The sequence below is a fragment of the Pseudorhodoferax sp. Leaf274 genome, from assembly GCF_001422445.1.
Taxonomy (GTDB): domain Bacteria; phylum Pseudomonadota; class Gammaproteobacteria; order Burkholderiales; family Burkholderiaceae_C; genus Pseudorhodoferax.
On the sequence record NZ_LMNA01000010.1, the window covers coordinates 14,746 to 32,874 of the forward strand.

At 70.6% G+C, this 18,129-nt stretch carries 16 protein-coding genes; all 16 read left to right on the forward strand.

All coding sequences use genetic code 11. The features are described 5' to 3' along the window. Positions 1-60: 60 nt before the first annotated feature. The gene (locus tag ASF44_RS13435; protein ID WP_056899811.1) at positions 61-1,035 is read left to right on the forward strand and encodes an ABC transporter permease; all 975 of its coding nucleotides are present in this window, start codon (positions 61-63) and stop codon (positions 1,033-1,035) included. 13 nt (positions 1,036-1,048) lie between these two features. After that, on the forward strand, positions 1,049-1,891 hold the full coding sequence (locus ASF44_RS13440) for an ABC transporter permease (protein WP_056899738.1): 843 nt from the start codon (positions 1,049-1,051) through the stop codon (positions 1,889-1,891). A gap of 2 nt (positions 1,892-1,893) precedes the next feature. Then, the gene (locus ASF44_RS13445) at positions 1,894-3,531 is read left to right on the forward strand and encodes an ABC transporter ATP-binding protein (RefSeq protein ID WP_082524753.1); all 1,638 of its coding nucleotides are present in this window, start codon (positions 1,894-1,896) and stop codon (positions 3,529-3,531) included. Positions 3,532-3,754: 223 nt separating this feature from the next. Then, entirely contained in the window at positions 3,755-4,660 is a 906-nt protein-coding gene (locus tag ASF44_RS13450; protein ID WP_056899739.1) for a glyoxylate/hydroxypyruvate reductase A, read from the forward strand. A gap of 19 nt (positions 4,661-4,679) precedes the next feature. Then, positions 4,680-6,062 (forward strand): aspartate aminotransferase family protein, encoded by a 1,383-nt coding sequence (locus ASF44_RS13455; RefSeq protein WP_056899740.1) that lies wholly within the window; start codon positions 4,680-4,682, stop codon positions 6,060-6,062. Between the two features lie 2 nt (positions 6,063-6,064). Continuing rightward, a complete protein-coding gene (locus ASF44_RS13460) occupies positions 6,065-7,102 on the forward strand; it encodes a histone deacetylase family protein (RefSeq protein ID WP_056899741.1) in 1,038 nt (345 codons plus the stop codon). 73 nt (positions 7,103-7,175) lie between these two features. Next, on the forward strand, positions 7,176-8,069 hold the full coding sequence (locus ASF44_RS13465) for a DMT family transporter (protein ID WP_056899813.1): 894 nt from the start codon (positions 7,176-7,178) through the stop codon (positions 8,067-8,069). A 37-nt stretch (positions 8,070-8,106) separates the two neighbouring features. Continuing rightward, entirely contained in the window at positions 8,107-8,796 is a 690-nt protein-coding gene (locus ASF44_RS13470; RefSeq protein WP_056899742.1) for a GntR family transcriptional regulator, read from the forward strand. Between the two features lie 55 nt (positions 8,797-8,851). After that, positions 8,852-9,532: an SDR family NAD(P)-dependent oxidoreductase gene (locus ASF44_RS13475; RefSeq protein ID WP_056899743.1), complete on the forward strand. Its 681-nt coding sequence runs from the start codon at positions 8,852-8,854 to the stop codon at positions 9,530-9,532. Positions 9,533-9,541: 9 nt separating this feature from the next. Beyond that, positions 9,542-10,570 (forward strand): histone deacetylase family protein, encoded by a 1,029-nt coding sequence (locus tag ASF44_RS13480; protein WP_056899744.1) that lies wholly within the window; start codon positions 9,542-9,544, stop codon positions 10,568-10,570. A 567-nt stretch (positions 10,571-11,137) separates the two neighbouring features. Further along, complete coding sequence (locus tag ASF44_RS13485) at positions 11,138-12,235, forward strand: phosphotransferase (RefSeq protein ID WP_056899745.1); 1,098 nt, start codon at positions 11,138-11,140, stop codon at positions 12,233-12,235. Then, the gene (locus ASF44_RS13490) at positions 12,228-13,496 is read left to right on the forward strand and encodes an aspartate aminotransferase family protein (RefSeq protein ID WP_056899746.1); all 1,269 of its coding nucleotides are present in this window, start codon (positions 12,228-12,230) and stop codon (positions 13,494-13,496) included. Before ASF44_RS13485 ends, ASF44_RS13490 begins: the two co-directional genes overlap by 8 nt. Positions 13,497-13,541: 45 nt before the next feature. After that, positions 13,542-14,321 (forward strand): sterol desaturase family protein, encoded by a 780-nt coding sequence (locus ASF44_RS13495; protein ID WP_056899747.1) that lies wholly within the window; start codon positions 13,542-13,544, stop codon positions 14,319-14,321. Then, complete coding sequence (locus ASF44_RS13500) at positions 14,305-15,210, forward strand: fatty acid desaturase (protein WP_056899748.1); 906 nt, start codon at positions 14,305-14,307, stop codon at positions 15,208-15,210. The genes ASF44_RS13495 and ASF44_RS13500 overlap by 17 nt, the downstream gene beginning before the upstream one ends. Before the next feature lie 8 nt (positions 15,211-15,218). After that, on the forward strand, positions 15,219-17,123 hold the full coding sequence (locus ASF44_RS13505) for a StlD/DarB family beta-ketosynthase (RefSeq protein ID WP_056899749.1): 1,905 nt from the start codon (positions 15,219-15,221) through the stop codon (positions 17,121-17,123). After that, positions 17,120-18,040: a hypothetical protein gene (locus ASF44_RS13510; RefSeq protein WP_056899750.1), complete on the forward strand. Its 921-nt coding sequence runs from the start codon at positions 17,120-17,122 to the stop codon at positions 18,038-18,040. Before ASF44_RS13505 ends, ASF44_RS13510 begins: the two co-directional genes overlap by 4 nt. The last annotated feature ends 89 nt before the right edge of the window (positions 18,041-18,129 follow it).

Consider the following 18,129-nt stretch of genomic DNA (forward strand, 5'->3'; position numbering starts at 1 on the left):
ATCCCCGCATGCGGTGGCCTGGCCGGGCCGGGCCGCCGCATGCCCGAACCCGAGCTTGCGATGAAACGACTCCAGTTCATGTCCGTGCGCATCCTGCAAGGCCTGTTGGCCCTGCTGGTGATCGCGACCGCCAACTTCATGCTGGTGCGCGCCGCGCCGGGCGACCCGGTCTCCATCATGGCCGGCGAGGCCGGTGCGTCCGACCCGCAGTTCGTGGCCCAGCTGCGCGCGCAGTTCGGGCTCGACCAGCCGCTGCCCACGCAGCTGGCCAACTACCTGGGCCATGTGCTGCAGCTGGACCTGGGCTATTCCTACCGCCAGCAGCAGCCCGTGGTCGACCTGATCCTGGAGCGCCTGCCCGCCACGCTGCTGCTCACGGGCACCGCCTTCGGCCTGTCGCTGCTGTTCGGCATCGTGCTCGGTGCGCTGGCCAGCCGCAACGCCGGCAAGTGGCAGGACAGCCTGATCACCGTGGTGGCGCTGGTGTTCTACGCCACGCCGCTGTACTGGCTCGCGATGATGGCCGTGCTGCTGTTCACCGTGCAGCTGGACCTGCTGCCGGCCTTCGGCTTCTTCACCGTGGGCGCCGACCTCACCGGCATGGCCAAGGTGCTCGACATCGCCCAGCACCTGGTGCTGCCCGCCCTCACGCTGGCACTGTTCTACATGGCGGTCTATGCCCGCATGACGCGCGCCTCCATGCTGGAGGTCGCACAGATGGACTTCGTCAAGACCGCGCGCGCCAAGGGCGTGCACCCGGGCCGCATCCAGCGCAAGCACATCCTGCGCAACGCGCTGCTGCCCGTGGTCACGCTGGCCGGCATCCAGGCCGGCGGCATGATCGGCGGCGCCGTGCTGACCGAGACCGTGTTTGCCTGGCCCGGCATCGGCCGGCTGATGTTCGACGCGCTGCTGCAGCGCGACTACAACCTGCTGCTGGGCTGCTTCCTGTTCACCGCGGCCATGGCCGTGCTGTTCAACCTGATCACCGACTTCGTCTACACGCTGGTCGATCCCCGCATCGAGCTCGGCTGAGGAGCAACACACCATGAAAAGCAGTTTCTGGCGGCGCTACTGCCGCAACAAGGGCGCGGTCTTCGGCCTCGTCGTGCTGATGCTGGTGGCCCTGGTCACGGCGCTGGGCCCCTTCATCGCCCAGAACAACCCCTGGGACATGGTCGGCATGCCGTTCGCGGTGCCGATGGCCGAGCAAGGCCTGCCGCTGGGCACCGACACCATGGGGCGCGACATCTTCTCGGGCATCGTCGCCGGCGCGCGCGTGTCGCTGTTGATCGGCGTGGTCTCCACCGTGGTCTCGCTGCTGATCGGCGTGTCCATCGGCGCCATCGCGGGCTACTTCGGCGGCTGGGTCGACGCCACGCTGATGCGCTTCACCGAGCTGTTCCAGGCCGTGCCGAGCTTCGCGCTGGCCATTGTGCTGGTGGCGATCTTCGAGCCCTCGGTCGGCTCCATCGTGGCGGCCATCGCGGTGGTCTCCTGGCCGCCCGTGGCGCGCCTGGTGCGCAGCGAGTTCCTGACGCTGCGCCAGCGCGATTTCGTGGCGGCCGCCCAGCTCGCAGGCCAGTCCACGCCGCGCATCATCCTGACCCAGATCCTGCCCAACGCGGCCTCGCCCATCGTGGTCATGGCCTCGCTGATGGTGGCCACGGCCATCCTGCTCGAATCGTCCCTGAGCTTCCTCGGCCTGGGCGACCCGAACCAGATGAGCTGGGGCTACATGGTCGGCTCGGCCCGCACGGTGCTGCGCCAGGCCTGGTGGATGGCGGTGTTCCCGGGCCTGGCCATCCTGCTCACGGTGCTGGCGCTGAACCTGGTCGGCGAAGGCCTGAACGACGGACTCAACGCACGCGCCGATGGGAGGGGCAAATGAAAATGGAAAAGATGGAACTCCCCGTGCTGGACATCCAGGGCCTGGACATCCGCCTGCCCCGGGGCGCCGACCGTGAACTGGCCGTGCAGGGCGCCTCGCTGCAGCTGCTGCCGGGCCAGACGCTGTGCGTGGTGGGCGAGTCGGGCTCGGGCAAATCCATGATCGCCAACGCCATCATGGGCCTGCTGCCCCGCCCGCATGTGGAGCCCGTGGCCGGCAGGATCCTGTTCGACGGCCAGGACCTGCTGCAGCTCAGCGAAGCCCAGCTGCGCGAACTGCGCGGCCGGCGCATGGGCATGGTGTTCCAGGAACCCATGACGGCGCTGAACCCGGTCATGCGCATCGGCGAGCAGATCGCCGAGGTGTTCGATGCGCACGTCAGCCTGTCGGCCCACCAGAAGCGCCAGCGCATCCTCGCGGCGCTGGCCGACGTGGGCCTGCCCGAGCCCGAGCTGCTGATCGACAGCTACCCCTTCCGCCTGTCGGGCGGCCAGCGCCAGCGCGTGATGATCGCCTGCGCGCTGGTGCTGGAACCAGCCCTGCTGATCTGCGACGAACCCACGACCGCGCTCGACGTGACCACGCAGGCGCAGATCCTGAAGCTCATCCGCGAACTGCAGCAGCGCAAGGGCACGGCCGTGCTGTTCATCACGCACGACTTCGGCGTGGTCTCCGAGATCGCCGACCAGGTGGTGGTGATGCAGACCGGCCAGGTGGTCGAGGCCGGCCCGGCCGCCGCCGTGCTGGCCCGCCCGCAGCACGCCTACACGCGCAAGCTGATCGCCGCCATCCCGAACGGCCAGGTGCGCACCACCGCCGATGAACGCGAGGTGGAGCACGTGCTGCAGGTGCAGGACCTGCGCAAGACCTACGTCACGGGCGGCAGCCTGTTCAAGAAGGGCCGCCGCGTCGAGGCCGCCCGCGGCCTGTCGTTCGACGTGCGGCGCGGCGAGACGTTGGGCCTGGTGGGCGAGTCGGGTTCGGGCAAGTCCACCGTGGGCCGTTGCATCGTGGGCCTGGCGCCGTTCGACAGCGGGCGCATCCTGTTCAAGGGCCGCGCGCTGCAGGCGGGCGCGCAGTTCCGCCAGCAGACGCAGGGCAAGATCCAGATGGTGTTCCAGGACCCCTACGCCTCGCTGAACCCGCGCCACCGCATCGGCGCGGCGATTGCGCAGGGGCCCATCGCGCAGGGCTTGTCCAAGGAGAAAGCGCTGGCCCGTGCGGCCGAGCTGCTGCAGCTGGTGGGCCTGGGCCCCGAGGCGCTGGACCGCTTTCCGCACGAGTTCTCGGGCGGCCAGCGCCAGCGCATCGGCATCGCCCGCGCGCTGGCCATGGAGCCGCAGCTGCTGGTGGCCGACGAGCCCGTCTCCGCGCTCGACGTGTCGGTGCAGGCCCAGGTCTTGAAGCTGTTCGCCGAGGTGCGCGAGCGCTTCCAGCTGGCCATGGTCTTCATCACGCACGACCTGCGCGTGGCCGGAGAGATGTGCGACCACATCGCGGTGATGCAGCGCGGCCAGATCGTCGAATACGGCGAGACCGCCAAGGTGCTGGCGGATCCGCAGCACGCCTACACGCGCACGCTGATCGAGGCGCAGCCGCGCTTGTCGGCGGCTGCTGGCGAGGCGGTGGCGTGCAGCTGATGTTGCTCTCGCGCGCCTTCGCACAAGCACGCCGTGAGGCAGGTGGTGCTGACATGCGGGCGCAGGGGCCATTCGCGGCCCAGAGATGGCCCGCGCGCCACGCCATCGGCGAGCGTGCACCACGCGCTCCAGCAGCCGACGCCGCCCGCGAGCGTGCCCCGGAGAACGCGTGTCTGCGCCGCCTGCCGTCTGGGCCGCAACACCCATGCGGGAAGATCCAACCATGCCACTGAACATCGCCCTCGTCTCCGACCAGATCGCCATGGACTACCTGCGCCCCGCGTTCAGCGCGCGCTTCCCGCAGGCCAGGCTCCACCGCATCGACACCGAGGTGCAGGAGCTCGACGCCCTCGCCGACATCGACGCCGTGGTCTGCTGGTCCCCGCCCATCGGCCTGCTGGCCCGCATGCCCAGGCTGCGCCTGATCCAGTCGGTGGGCGCCGGCACCGACCACATCACGCGTGACACTTCTCTGCCCGACGTGCCCATCCGCCGCATCGTCGACGCCGAGATGGCCGCCGGCATGAACGCCTACGTGGCCTGGGCCGTGGTGCACGGCCAGCGCCACATGGGTGGCTTCATCGAGAGCCAGCGCCGTGCCGCGTGGGAAGAATCGCCGGTCGTGCCGCCGGGCCGGCACCGCGTGGGCATCGCCGGCCTGGGCGTGCTGGGCCAGTCGGCAGCGCGCGCGCTGCTGGCCATCGGCTACCCGGTGCGCGGCTGGAGCCGCAGCCCCAAGAGCGGGCTGCCCGAAGGCGTCGAGGCCTTCCATGGCGACGCCGCGCGGGCCGAATTCCTGGCCGGCTGCGACACGCTGGTCTGCCTGCTGCCGCTGACCGAGGACACGCAGAACATCCTGAACGCCGGGCTGTTCGCCCAGTTGCCACGCGGCGCGCGGCTCGTCAACGCCGGCCGCGGCGCCCAGCTCGTGCAGGATGACCTGCTCGCCGCACTGGAGAGCGGGCAGATCGCCTCGGCCGTGCTGGACGCCTTCGTCGAGGAACCGCTGCCGCCGGCGCACCCGTTCTGGCACCACCCGCGCATCACCGTCACGCCCCACATCGCCACGCGCACCGGCCCCGAGGCCATCGCGCGGCAGACCGAAGACAACCTGGCGCAACTGCGCTGACAACCACAAGAGGAGCCCCATGGCCAAAGACCTGAGCACCGGCGACAAGGATGTCGCCACCCACCTGCACTCCTACACCAACCTGGCCACGCTGCCGCAGACGCCGCCGCTCGTGATCGTCGGTGGCGACGGCATCCACGTCGTCGACGACCAGGGCAAGCGCTACGTCGAGGGCATGTCGGGCCTGTGGTGCGCCTCGCTGGGCTTCTCCAACAAGCGCCTGGCCGCTGCCGGCGCCAAGGCGCTGGACACGCTGCCCTACTACCACACGTTCAACCAGCGCACCAACGTGGCCGTGGCCGACCTGGCCGAGAAGCTGCTGGCGCTGGCGCCCGTGCCCATGGCCCGCGTGTTCTTCGCCAACTCGGGCTCGGAGGCCAACGACAGCGCGGTGAAGATGGTCTGGTACTACCACAACGCCATCGGAAAGCCTGAGAAGAAGAAGATCATCGCGCGGCGCAACGCCTACCACGGCGTGACCGTGGCCGCGGCCAGCCTGGGCGGGCTGGACGGCAACCACCGCGACTTCGACCTGCCGATCGCCACCGCGCCCGCCGCGCGCTTCCTGCACGTGGACTGCCCGCACCACTACCGCTACGCACAGGACGGCGAGACCGAGCAGGACTTCTCCACCCGCCTGGCCGCGCAGCTGGAAGAACGCATCCTGGCCGAGGGCCCGGAGACCGTGGCCGCCTTCATCGCCGAGCCCGTGATGGGCGCGGGCGGCGTGCTGGTGCCGCCGGCCGGCTACTTCGAGAAGGTGCAGGCAGTGCTGCGCAAGTACGACGTGCTCATGATCGCCGACGAGGTGATCTGCGGCTTCGGCCGCACCGGCAACATGTTCGGCTCGACAACGCTCGGCATCCAGCCCGACATCCTGTGCTGCGCCAAGGCGCTGTCGTCGGGCTACGTGCCGATCTCGGCCGTCATGGTCAACGACAAGGTGCACAGCGCCATCGCCGCCCACAGCGGCAAGCTGGGCAGCTTCGGCCACGGCTACACCTACTCGGGCCACCCGGTGGCCTGCGCCGTGGCGCTGGAGACGCTGCAGGTCTACGAGGACGAGAAGATCATCGACCACGTGCGCGCGCTGGCGCCCGCGTTCCAGGCCGGCCTGCGCGCCTTCGCCGAGCGCCGCTGGGTCGGCAACGTGCGCGGCGTGGGCTTGATCGGCGCCATCGAGCTCATGGCCGACAAGGCTTTGCGCCAGCCCTTCCCGGCCGACCGCAAGGCAGGCTACCGCTTCGCCGCGCTGGCACTGGAGCAGGGCCTGATCGTGCGGGCCATGGGCGACAGCATCGGCCTGTGCCCGCCGCTCATCATCACGGCGGCCGAGCTCGACGACCTGTTCGCACGCTTCACGCGCGCCATGGACCGCTTCGACGCCGAAATGGAGGCATGACCATGCAAGCCTTCTTCTCCGACGACCAGCTGCTGCACGACCCGCAGCAATACATGCGCGTGGGCCGCATCTGCAAGCCTGCCGACCTGCCCACGCGCGCCGAGGCGCTGATGGGCACCTTGGCCACGCGCGGCATCACCGTCACCGCGCCACCCGAGGCCGGCCGCCAGGCGCTGGAGCTCGTCCACGCCACCGACTACCTGGACTACCTGGAGACGGCGTTCGAGCGCTGGCAGAAGATCGCGTCGTTCGGCCTGGAGCCCGGCATCGAGGTGCTGCCCAACATGTCGCCGCACGGTCCGCGCGAGGGCGCGTGCCCCTCGCCTGCCATGCTCGCGCAGACCGGCTGGTACGTGGGCGACCTGTCCTGCCCCATCGGCCCGAACACCTGGCGTTCGGTGCTGCGCTCGGCCCATGCCGCACTGGCCGCGGCCCAGACGGTGCAGGGCGCGGGCGGCGTGGCCTATGCCCTGTGCCGGCCCTCCGGCCACCACGCCCAGCGCGCCCGCGCGGCCGGCTTCTGCTATGTGAACAACAGCGCCATCGCAGCCGCTACGCTGCGCCAGACGCATGCCCGCGTGGCCGTGCTCGACATCGACGCCCACCACGGCGACGGCACGCAGCAGATCTTCTACGGCCGCGGCGACGTGCTGACCATCTCCACGCACGCCGATCCCTCCAACTACTACCCCTGGTACACGGGCTACGCGCACGAGCGCGGCACCGGCGAAGGCGAGGGCTGCAACCTCAACCTGCCGCTGCCCCACGGCAGCGGCAACGCCGCGTTCGCCCAGGCGCTGGACCAGGCCGTGGCCGCCATCGAGCGCTTCCAGCCCCAGGCGCTGGTGCTGCCGCTGGGCTTCGACACCTACAAGGACGATCCCATCAGCGTGCTGCAGTTCGACATGGAGGCCTTCCGCCTGGCTGGTGCGCGCGTGCGTGCGCTGGGCCTGCCCACCGTGGTGGTGCAGGAAGGCGGCTACATGGTGGACGCCATCGGCGCGGCGCTGGACGCCTTCCTCGAAGGCCTGCAGGCATGACGGCATCGGCGGCATGCGCCTCGCCCGGCCGCCCAAAGAGCCGCGCGCCGCAGGCGCAGCCGAAGGCGCCCCGGTGAGCACGGCCCAGGCCACGGCCCCGCTGCCGCGCAGCGACAGCGCCGCCACCGGCATCGCGCTGTTCCTGGGCGCGCTGGTGCTGTTCGCGGCCTACGACGCGTTTGCCAAGCAGATGGTGGCGCACTACGCGCCGGCCGTCGTCAACCTGGGGCGCTACACCGCCATCGGCACGCTGGCCCTCGTGCTGCTGCTGCGCCATGGCGACCTCCGCCTGTGGCGCCAGCCGCACCAGAAGTTGCTGACGGCGCGCAGCGTGTCGCTGGCCATCGTGGCCACCTGCTTCATGACGGCGCTGGTCACCATGCCGCTGGCCGAGGCCACGGCCATCTACTTCACGGCGCCGCTGATCATGGTGGCGCTGTCGCCCTGGCTGCTGGGCGAACGCGTGGGCCGCGCGCAGTGGACGGCCGTGCTGCTGGGCTTCGCGGGCATGCTGTGCATCGTGCGACCGGGCGGCAGCCTGCCGCTGGTGGGCACCCTGCTGATGGCCGTGTCGGCCGTCTGCTATGCGGTGTTCCAGGTGCTCACGCGCCGGCTCTCGGGCCTGGTGCCCGGGCCCGTGCAGTTCGCGCACATGGCGCTGGCCTGCCTGGTCGTGACCAACATCCCGGTGCTGTTCATGCCGCATGTCACGCTGCCGCCCTGGCCCGAGATGGCGCTGCTGGTCGCGGGCGGCGCCGTGAGCGGCAGCGCCCAGCTGCTGCTGCTGGCCGCGTTCCGCCGCGTCGGCGCGGCCACGCTGGCACCGCTCAACTACGTCCAGCTGCTGCTGGCCGTGCTGATCAGCACGCTGTGGTTCCAGCGCCCGCCCGACGCCCTGGCGCTGGTGGGCATGGCGCTGATCGCCATTGCCGGGGTGTACCTCGCCAGGGCACGCCGGCCCGCATGATCCAGACAGACACAGCAAGAGACAAAGGGAGCACACCATGACATCCAGCCGGCTCGAGGCCGCCGCACCGCCCGCCTTCTCGTCGATCCAGGTGCCCGACCTGGTCGGCGTGGTCGAGGCGCAGCTGCAGGAGGCCATCCTGTCGGGCCGCATCGCGCCCGGCGACCGCATCGTCGAGGCCGAACTCGCGCGCCAGATGGGCGTGAGCCGCGCACCCGTGCGCGAAGCCGCGCGCCGCCTCGAAAGCCTGGGCCTGCTGGTCTCGCGCCCGCGCCACGGCTTCGCGGTGCGCACGGTCTCGTCCAAGCAGGTGAACGATCTCTACGAGGTGCGCATCCAGCTCGAACTGCTGGGCGCCGCGCTGGCCTGCCAGCACGCCAGCGATGCCGAACTGGCGCAGATGGAGGCACGCGTGGACGACATGGTGGCCCGTGCCGAGATCCTGGCCTCCAACGAACGCGTGGCGCTGGACCTGGACTTCCACTTCGCCATCAGCGCGCTGTCGGGCAACCACTACCTGCACCGCCTGTTCGACAACATGCAGACCGAGGTGCGCATGTTCCTCGCGCTGAGCGAGGACAGCTATGGCGACCTCAAGGCGCTGGCGGAGACGCACCGGCCGATTGCCCATGCGCTGGCCAAACGGGATGTGGACGCCGTGCAGCACGCGCTGCGCTTCCACCTCGAGGATGCGAAGGCGCATGCCAGCGGCCTGTTCAAGAACTGAGATGCGCGGTCCCACCACAAACATTGGCCGAGCGCACGAACACGCCCCCATCGCCATGGTCAGCGGTGGCACCCGCGGCATCGGCCTGGCCATCGCCCGCGAACTGCTGGCCCACGGCTGGCGCGTGAGCGTGGGCGCGCGCAGCGCCACCGACGCCTATGCCGGCTACAGCGCCAACCAGCTGCGCGTCTACCGCTTCGACGCCGAAGACAAGCAGAGCGAGACCGACTGGGTGGCCGCCACCGTGCGCGACTTCGGCGGCATCGACGCGCTCGTGCACAACGCAGGGATCCTCAGCACCCGCTCTGTCGTCGCGGCGGACGACGACGAGGTCGACCGGCTGCTGGAGGTCAACGTCAAGTCGCCGCTGCGCCTGACGCGCAAGGCCTGGCCACATCTGCTGGCGGCACGCGAAGGCAAGGTGCTGGTGATGGCCTCGCTGGCAGGCAAGCGCGTGCGCAATGCCGACGCCTCGCTCTACGCGTTGAGCAAGGCGGCCGTGCTCTCGCTGGCCCATGGCATCCGCCATTGCGGCGCCGAAGCGCGCGTACGCTGCACGGCGCTGTGCCCTGGCTTCGTCGCCACCGACATGGTGGCCGGCCTGCCGCTCGAACAGCAGCAGCAGGCCACGCGGCCCGAAGACATCGCGCGCATCGCGCGCATGGCGCTCGAACTGCCCGCCTCGGCCAGCGTGGCCGAGATCCCCATCAGCTGGACCGTCGAACCCCAATACTGAAAGACCTCCATGAAAGTCATCTACAGCGACCAGCACACCGGCCACGACCCGCAGCAGTTCATCGTGCGCGGCCGCATGAAGCGCAGCAACGAGCAACCCGAACGCGGCACGCTGCTGCTGAACGCCGCGCGCGCCCAGGGCCACGAAGTCATCTCGCCCGAGGACCACGGCCCCGGCCCGCGCGCCGCCATCCACACGCCGCAGTACCTGCGCTTCCTGGAGACTGCGTGGGAGCGCTGGCAGCAGCTCGAAGGCGCCTCCGAAGAGGTGATGCCCAACGTGCACCCGTTCCCGGGCCAGCCCTTCACCTACCCCGACAGCCTGGTCGGCCAGGCCGGCTACCACATGGGCGACATGGCCTGCTCCATCGGCCGCCACACCTGGCATGCCGCGACCTGGTCGGCCCACGTGGCCACGCACGCGGCCCAGCTGGTGCTGGACGGCGAACGCGCCGCCTACGCGCTGTGCCGCCCGCCTGGCCACCACGCCTACGCCGACCGCGCCAACGGCTTCACCTACCTCAACAACGCGGCCATCGCGGCCCAGCACCTGCGCCGCAAGCACGACCGCGTGGCGATCCTGGACATCGACGTGCACCACGGCAACGGCACGCAGGGCATCTTCTGGCGCCGCAAGGACGTGCTGACGGTCTCGCTGCACGGCGACCCCCACTTCTGCACGCCCTTCTTCACGGGCCATGCCCACGAGACCGGCGAAGGCGAAGGCCTGGGCTACAACCTCAACCTGCCACTGGCGCGCGGCACGCAGGACGAGGGCTTCCTGGCCGCCCTGGACACGGCCCTGTCCACCATCCGCGCCTACGCGCCGGGCGCGCTGGTCGTGGCCCTGGGCCTGGACGCCCACGAGCACGACCCCTACCAGATGCTGGCCGTCAGCACGGCGGGCTTCGGGCGCATCCTGGGCGAGGTCGCGCGCCTGGGCCTGCCCACCGTGCTGGTGCAGGAAGGCGGCTACCTGTCGGAAGACCTGGGGCCCAACCTGGCAAGCGCGCTGGGTGGGTTCGAGGGGGCGGCATGAGCGCACCTGGCGAGGGGCCCCGCGCAGCGGGGATCGACAGCAGCGCGCGTGCCGCCAGCCACCGGCAGCGCGACCTCGTTGCCACGCACGGCGGCACGGAGGTGGCGGCATGAGCGCACCTGGCGAGGGGCCCTGCGCAGCGGGGATCGACAGCAGCGCCCAGGCAGCGGCAGCGTGCATGCGTTCTCCGGCCCACGCTCGCGGAAACCGGCAATGGCTTGCGGGAAGCACGCCCTCGAACACCGCTGGCGCGCCAGATCGGTATCTCGCCATCGCGAATGGGACCTGCGCCCGCACGCCCACTGCCACCGCCCTCGGCCACAGCTGCTCACCAGGCGCGCACCGCTCGCGCGCCTTCGCATGCGCACGACGTGAGGCAGGTGGTGCTGACATGCGGGCGCAGGGGCCATTCGCGGCCCAGAGATGGCTGGCGAGGCACGCCGTTGGCGAGCGAGCACAACCCCCTTCAACAGCCACCGGTCGGCGCGAGCGTGCCCCGGAGAACGCGTGTCTGCGCCGCCTGCCGTTTGGGCCACAACGCTCGCGCACCGAAAACAAGGCAACGACATGAGCACCGAAGACCTCGACGCCGCCATCCGCGCAGCCCTGCCGGAAGCCGCAGTGCTGACCGCCCCGCCGGCCCCGGTCGCCACCGCTTGGGCAGCCGACCAACTACAGCGCCTCTACGGCATGCAAGGCCGGCTCAAGCCCCTCACCGGCGAGCGCGACGCCAACTTCCTGCTGGAACCGGCCGGCGGTGGCGCGCGCTGCATGCTCAAGCTTTCGCACCCCGACGAAGACCCACTCGTGGCGGACTTCCAGACCCAGGCGCTATTGCACGTCGCGCGCACCGATTCCGCCCTGCCCGTGCAGCGCCTGCTGCCCGACCTGCAAGGCGCGCCCTCGGTGCAGATCGAAGATGCCGAAGGCCGCACGCGCGTGGCCCGGGTCTTCATCTACCTCGAAGGCCTGCCCATGCCGCAGGCGCCGCGCTCGGCCGCGCAGCGCAGCAGCGTGGCGCGCATGCTGGCCCGGCTCGACAGCGCGCTGGCCAGCCTGGAGCACCCTGCCTCTGCGCGCGAACTGCCCTGGGACATCCAGCGCGCCGACCGCGTGCGCCCGCTGCTCGTGCACGTGGCCGACCCGGCCCGCCGCGCGCTGGCCGAGGCCGCACTCGACGGCTTCGCGCAGCGCACCAAGCCAAGGCTGGCCGATCTGCGCCGCCAGCCCATCCACAACGACTTCAACCTCTACAACCTGCTGGTCGACCCGGCCGATCCTGCCCGTGTCTCCGGCATCCTGGACTTCGGCGACATGGTGCACGCGCCGCTCGTGGACGACCTGGCCGTCGCGGCCTCGTACCACATCGACGAGCAAGGCGACGCGCTGGCCACCATCGCGCGGTTCGCGGCCGACTACCACGCGGTGTCGCCGCTGGCCGATGCCGAGACCCTGGCGCTGCTCGACCTCGTGCGCGCACGCCTGTCCATGGTGGTGGCGATCAGCGGCTGGCGCGCTGCCCGCCAACCGGACAACGCAGCCTATCTGATGCGCAACAACGCGGTGTCGTGGGCCAGGCTGCAGGCCTGCGCCGACCTGACGCCCGAACAGGTGCAGGACGCCATCCACGCCGCCTGCCGCATCCAGGAGACCACCCATGCCTGAGACCTCCACCGCCGACATGCTCGCGCGCCGCGCGCGCCTGCTGGGCCCGGCCTACCGGCTGTTCTACGAGGAACCCTTCCATCCCGTACGCGGCGAAGGCGTGTGGCTCTACGACCAGGCCGGCACGCCCTGGCTGGACGCCTACAACAACGTGGTGCCGCTGGGCCATGCGCGGCCCGAGGTGGTGGAGGCCATCGCGCGCCAGGCCTCCGTGCTCAACACCCATACGCGCTACCTGCACGAGGGCATCCTCGACTACGCCGAGCGCCTGCTGGCCACCATGCCCCCCGAACTCGGCCACGCCACCTTCACCTGCACGGGCAGCGAGGCCAACGACCTGGCCATGCGCATCGCCACGGCGCACACGGGCGGCACCGGCCTCATCGTGACGCGCTTCGCCTACCACGGCGTGACGGCGGCCATCGCCTGCGCCTCGCCCTCGCTGGGGCAGTACGTGCGCATCGGCGACAACGTGCGGCTGGTGGATGCACCCACGGGCGGCGATGCCGAGACCGGCAAGCGTTTCGCCGATGGCGTGCGCGCGGCCATCGCCGACCTGCAGGCGCATGGCCTGAAGCCCGCCGCGCTGCTCGTGGACACCGTGTTCTCGAGCGACGGCGTGTTCACGGCGCCGGCGGGCTTTCTGCGCGAGGCCGTGGAGGCCATCCACGCGGCCGGCGGCGTCTTCATCGCCGACGAGGTGCAGCCGGGCTTCGGCCGCACGGGCGAGGCCTTCTGGGGCTTTGAGCGCCACGGCGTGGTGCCCGACATGGTGACCATGGGCAAGCCCATGGGCAACGGCCACCCGGTGGCCGGCCTCACCGTGCGGCCCGAGGTCATGAAGGCTTTCGGCCAGGCCAGCCGCTACTTCAACACCTTCGGCGGCAACCCGGTCTCGATGGCCGCGGCCTCGGCCGTGCTCGACGTGATCCAGCAGAACGGCCTGCAGGCCAACGCGCTCCACGTGGGCAACTACCTGCGCGAGAAACTGGCAGCGCTGGGCCAGCGCCATGCCATCGTCGGCGAGGCACGCGGCGCCGGCCTGTTCGTGGGCCTGGAACTCGTGGCCGACCGCACCACGCGCGCGCCGGCCACGGCCCAGGCGGCCAAGGTCGTCAACGGCCTGCGCCAGCGCCAGGTGTTGCTGAGCGCGACCGGGCCGGACGCCAACGTGCTCAAGATCCGCCCGCCGCTGGTGTTCCAGCGCGAGCATGCGGACCTGCTGGTCGAGCGGCTGGACGAGGTGCTGGGCACGCTCTGAGCGCCGGCGGGCCAGGCGCTGGGCTATCCTTCGGCCCGCACCACCATGGGCCAAGCCTTCCAATCCCTGTCGATGCCGGCCGTCATGGCCTGGGGCCTGCTGTTCTTCGGCGGCATCTACCTCGTGTTCGGCGCGCTGAACTGGCTGCTCACGCGGCATCTGCTGCCCGCGCTGGGCATCGGCCGCGTGCTCGACCCGCGGCCGGTCACGTCCGAGCAACTGCGGCGCGAACTGCTGCAGTCGGGCGCCTCGGTGCTGATCTTCGGGCTGGGCATGGTCTTCCCCTGGGGCCTATTGCAGCTGGGCTGGGCCCGCTTCGCGGTCGACCCCAGCGGCTGGCGCATCGCGCTGGAGATCCTGGTGCTCGTGGTCTGGAACGACGTCCACTTCTGGATCAACCACCGGCTGCTGCACACGCGCTGGCTCAAGCGCTTCCATGGCCCGCACCACCGCTCCATGGTCAGCACGCCGTGGTCCACCTACAGCTTCCACCCGGTGGAGGCGGCCATGCTGGGCAACGTGATCCTGCTGCCCATGGTGCTGCACGACTTCAGCTTCTGGGCGCTGGCCTCGGTGCCGGTGTTCAGCCTGGTGCTCAACAACATCGGCCACGCCAACTACGACTTCTTCACGGGCGTGTCGTACGGCCACTGGTTCGCGGCCAGCCGGCGCCACCACCTGCACCATGCGGCGCATGCGGGCAACTACGGTTTTCAGTTCACATTCATGGATCGGTTGTTCCGTACGCGGCTGCCGGCCGATGCGGCCGATCCGCAGATCGCTGCCTGGCGGCGCAGGCAGGAGCGGCGTGCGCAGCAGGGCTGAGTTGCTGCCGCGGCTGCGCCACCGCAGCGACTGGCAGAGCCTGCTCTACCTGGCCGCACTGCCGGCCCTGGCCGCCTGGCAGTGGGTGCACGGCTTCAACGCCCTGCTCTACGCGCTGATGCTGTTCCTCACGCTGGGCATCGGCGTGATCCACCACAACCACACGCACCTGCGCATGTGGCGCGGGCGCCGCACCAACCGCGCCACCGACCTCTGGATCACGCTGCTGCAAGGCCACCCGAGCTTCGTGTTCTGGCCTGCCCATGTGGCCAACCACCACCGCCACCGGCATGGCCCCGAAGACGTGGCGCGCACCTACCGCTTCGGCGGCGACACCAACCACCTGCTGGGCTACCTGCTGCACCCGCTGCAGGCGGCCTGGGTGCTGTACCCGCTGTTCCTGCGCTGGCTGGCCAGGCTCCACCGCCACCAGCCAGGCGCCTTCCGCTACTGCATGGCGCAGTACGCCGTGTGGCTGGGGTCCTGGGCGCTGCTGCTGGCGCTGGACTGGAAAAAGGCGCTGCTGTTCGTGATCCTGCCGCAGCTGCACGGCCTGCACTGGCTGCTGGCCACCAACTACCTGCAGCACGCCCATGCCGACGGCAGCGCGGCCGGGCGCCAGCCTCAGGGCCAGCTCAACTACGCGCGCAACTTCGAGGGCTGGCTCAACCCGCTGCTGTTCAACATCGGCCTGCACACGGCCCACCACGAACACCCGCATGCGCACTGGTCGGCCCTGCGCGGCCTGCACCATGCGCACTACCGCGCGCGCGTGCACCCGGCCCTGAACGAAGGCGGGCTCGTGCCCTATATGCTGCGCGTCTTCGTGCTCGGCAGCCTGCTGCCGCGCTACCGCAGCCGCTCGCTGATGCCGGCCCACAACAACTGACCCATAACATGCCCGTCACCTTCGACCGCGTCTTCGTCCAGAGCGCCGGCTACTTCATGCCCGGCGAGCCCGTGGCCAATGCGCAGATGGACGCCTACATCGCGCCGCTCAACCGCATGTCCTCGCGCATCCAGCGCCGCATCCTGGCGGAGAACGGCATCCAGCAGCGCTACTACGCGATCGACACCGAGGGCCGCACCGTCTTCAGCAACGCCCAGATGGCGGCCCACGCCGTGCGCGACTGCCTGCAGCGCGCAGGCAGCACGCTTTCCGACGTCTCGCTGCTGGCCACCGGCAGTTCGGGCGGCGACACGCTGATGCCGGGCTTCGCCAACATGGTGCAGGGCGAGCTTGCCGCGCCGCCCATGGAGACGCTGTCGGTGCACGGCATCTGCGCGGCCGGTGTGTCGGCCATCCAGGCCGCCGCGCAGGGCGTGCAACTGGGCGCGCACCGCGCCGCGCTCGCGGTGGCGGCCGAGATGCCCTCGCGGCTGTTCAAGCGTTCGCGCTTCGCGGCGCGCGGCTACGAGACCGACTTCGACGCGCACTTCCTGCGCTGGATGCTGTCCGACGGCGCCGGCGCGCTGCTGCTCTCCGACAGCCAGGCCGCCCTGCCCCAGGCGCCCGGCCTGCGGCTGCAGCTCAAGTGGGTCCACCAGCGCGCGTTCTCGGGCGACTACCCGGTCTGCATGCAGCTGGGCCTGACCGAAGACCGCGCGCGCGGCCACCTGGATTTCGACTCCTGGACCGATGCCGAGGCGGCCGGCGCGCTCTCGCTGCGCCAGGACATCCGGCTGCTGCCGCACCTGTTCGACATCGGCATCCACGAGTACGCGCAGCTCGTGCACGGCGGCTGGCTCGACCCATCCAAGGTCGACCACTTCCTGTGCCACTACTCGTCGGAGAAGTTCATCCCCGTCGTCGAAGACCTCATGGACAAGGCGGGCCTGGCGATCCCGCGCGAGCGCTGGTACAGCAACCTGGCCTGGCGCGGCAACACGGGCGCGGCCTCCATCCTCGTGATGCTGGCCGAGTTCCTGCAGACGCGCGAACTCAAGGCCGGCCAGCAGCTGTTCTGCTACGTGCCCGAGTCGGGCCGCTTCATGGCGGCCTACATGCTGCTGGAGGTGCAGCAAGCCGATGCCCCGGTGCCAGCGCGCCCGCCTGCGCGCGTGGCGGCGCCGGACGAGGCCAGCATCGCCCAGCCGCACGACCCGGCGACCGCCCCGGCGCCGCTGCGCGACCTGCTGACCGAGCTGGCGTCCATCTGGCACGGCTACCGCTCCGACGTGTGGCGCACGCCGCTCGTGCGGCAGATCCGCGACAGGCGTTTCGGCGTTGCCGACTACCTCCACTGGATGGAGCACTGGGTTCCCCAGGTGCGCGAAGGCAGCCTGTGGATGCGCGAGGGCGCGGCCTCGCTGAGCGCGCCCTACCAGGGCCTGGCATCGTTGATCGGCCTGCATGCGGGCGAGGAGCAGAACGACTTCCGCATCCTGTTCGACAACTACCGCCGGGCGGGCGGCACCATCGCCGACATCGATGCGCTGCGCCGCAACCCGGGCGGCGAGGCGCTCAACGCCTACCTGCACCGGCTGGCCGCCACGCCCGACCCGTTCGGCCTGCTGGGCGCGATCTACATCATCGAGGGCACGGGCCAGCGCATCGTGCCGGCCTTGCTGCCGCTGCTGAGGGCCGGCCTGCCCCTGCCGCCCGATGCCTTCCGCTTCCTCGAATACCACGGCCACAACGACGAGAACCACCTCGCACGCTGGCTCATGGCGGTCGAGATGGTCATGGCGCTGGACGAGGATGGCCGCGCCGCGCAGCAGATCGTCTCAACGGCGCGCCACACGGCGGCGCTGTACCTGATGCAGTTCCAGCACGTGACCGAAGGTCGGACTGCACCATGAGCAAGAAGCCCCTGCCGGACTTCCTCGCGCGCGCCCACGACGACCGCGACCCCAGCCCTTGGCTGGCGCTGTGGCTGGACCAGAGCACACCGCTGCCCGACGACGTGAAGACGGCCTGGCTGGCGGACTCCAGCTCGGCCTCGCGCCAGTACCTGCTGCCCTTCCTGCGCCCGCTGGCACGCACCTGCATCGTGCTGCTGCAGGTGCTCAAGGTGTTCTTCCCGCGCAACTGGTCGCATTCGGGCGCGCTGCACGGGCTGCTGGTCTGGGGGCTCAAGCGCTTCGTGTCGCCCGAGGCGAACTGGCTGATCCTGCGGCACTTCCACCTGGGCTCGCAGGTGCTCAGCTTCATCGGCCGCAACTCGCCCGCGCCCGTGGCCACCAGCCCCCTGGAGCCGGCCGACATCGACGCGCTGCGCAACCACCTGTTCTTGAAGCACGACCTGAACCTGTTCAACTTCGTGATCCGGTTGAACCAGGCGTTGCGCGACCAGGGGCTGGAGCTGCGCAAGCCCGAACACCTGGACCTCGGCATGCTGCGCGACCCGGGCCTCAGGCTCGAGGACATGCCGCGCGGCCGGCTGAACTTCCTGGACCTGCAGAGCGCGATCGAGCTGTTCACCCCGCTCTACCAGTTGCTGCTGACCGACAACGACTTCTGGCGCGCCGCCAACTCGCTGCAGCTGGACGAGACCGTCGGCATCTACTGCGCCACGCTGCTGGCCGCGCCCGAGCACCTGGTGCTGGTCAACAACAAGCACCCGCTGGTGCCGCTCTCTACGCTGCGCGCCGGGCACCGGCTGGTGGTCCACGGCCTGTCGACCGAGATGCTGCACGCGCTGCTCATGCGCTTCCAGGCGGCGCAGGCCGCTGGCGAGGCCGTCAACACGACCAGCGGACCGGCGACGGCTCCTTAAGAGTGTGGCCGTGAACGACGTGATCGAGCCGCACGGCCTGCCGCTCGAGCGGCTGGACGAGGTGCCGGGAGCCATCGGCCAGGCCGGGC

Excerpts from the sequence above, each read along its gene's own strand:
- ASF44_RS13485 (WP_056899745.1), top strand. The coding sequence starts at position 11,138 with ATGAGCACCGAAGACCTCGACGCCGCCATCCGCGCAGCCCTGCCGGAA.
- ASF44_RS13510 (WP_056899750.1), top strand. The coding sequence starts at position 17,120 with ATGAGCAAGAAGCCCCTGCCGGACTTCCTCGCGCGCGCCCACGACGAC.
- ASF44_RS13460 (WP_056899741.1), top strand. The coding sequence starts at position 6,065 with ATGCAAGCCTTCTTCTCCGACGACCAGCTGCTGCACGACCCGCAGCAA.
- ASF44_RS13445 (WP_082524753.1), top strand. The coding sequence starts at position 1,894 with ATGGAAAAGATGGAACTCCCCGTGCTGGACATCCAGGGCCTGGACATC.
- ASF44_RS13495 (WP_056899747.1), top strand. The coding sequence starts at position 13,542 with ATGGGCCAAGCCTTCCAATCCCTGTCGATGCCGGCCGTCATGGCCTGG.
- ASF44_RS13505 (WP_056899749.1), top strand. The coding sequence starts at position 15,219 with ATGCCCGTCACCTTCGACCGCGTCTTCGTCCAGAGCGCCGGCTACTTC.
- ASF44_RS13475 (WP_056899743.1), top strand. The coding sequence starts at position 8,852 with ATGGTCAGCGGTGGCACCCGCGGCATCGGCCTGGCCATCGCCCGCGAA.
- ASF44_RS13440 (WP_056899738.1), top strand. The coding sequence starts at position 1,049 with ATGAAAAGCAGTTTCTGGCGGCGCTACTGCCGCAACAAGGGCGCGGTC.
- ASF44_RS13450 (WP_056899739.1), top strand. The coding sequence starts at position 3,755 with ATGCCACTGAACATCGCCCTCGTCTCCGACCAGATCGCCATGGACTAC.
- ASF44_RS13490 (WP_056899746.1), top strand. The coding sequence starts at position 12,228 with ATGCCTGAGACCTCCACCGCCGACATGCTCGCGCGCCGCGCGCGCCTG.
- ASF44_RS13455 (WP_056899740.1), top strand. The coding sequence starts at position 4,680 with ATGGCCAAAGACCTGAGCACCGGCGACAAGGATGTCGCCACCCACCTG.
- ASF44_RS13480 (WP_056899744.1), top strand. The coding sequence starts at position 9,542 with ATGAAAGTCATCTACAGCGACCAGCACACCGGCCACGACCCGCAGCAG.
- ASF44_RS13470 (WP_056899742.1), top strand. The coding sequence starts at position 8,107 with ATGACATCCAGCCGGCTCGAGGCCGCCGCACCGCCCGCCTTCTCGTCG.
- ASF44_RS13435 (WP_056899811.1), top strand. The coding sequence starts at position 61 with ATGAAACGACTCCAGTTCATGTCCGTGCGCATCCTGCAAGGCCTGTTG.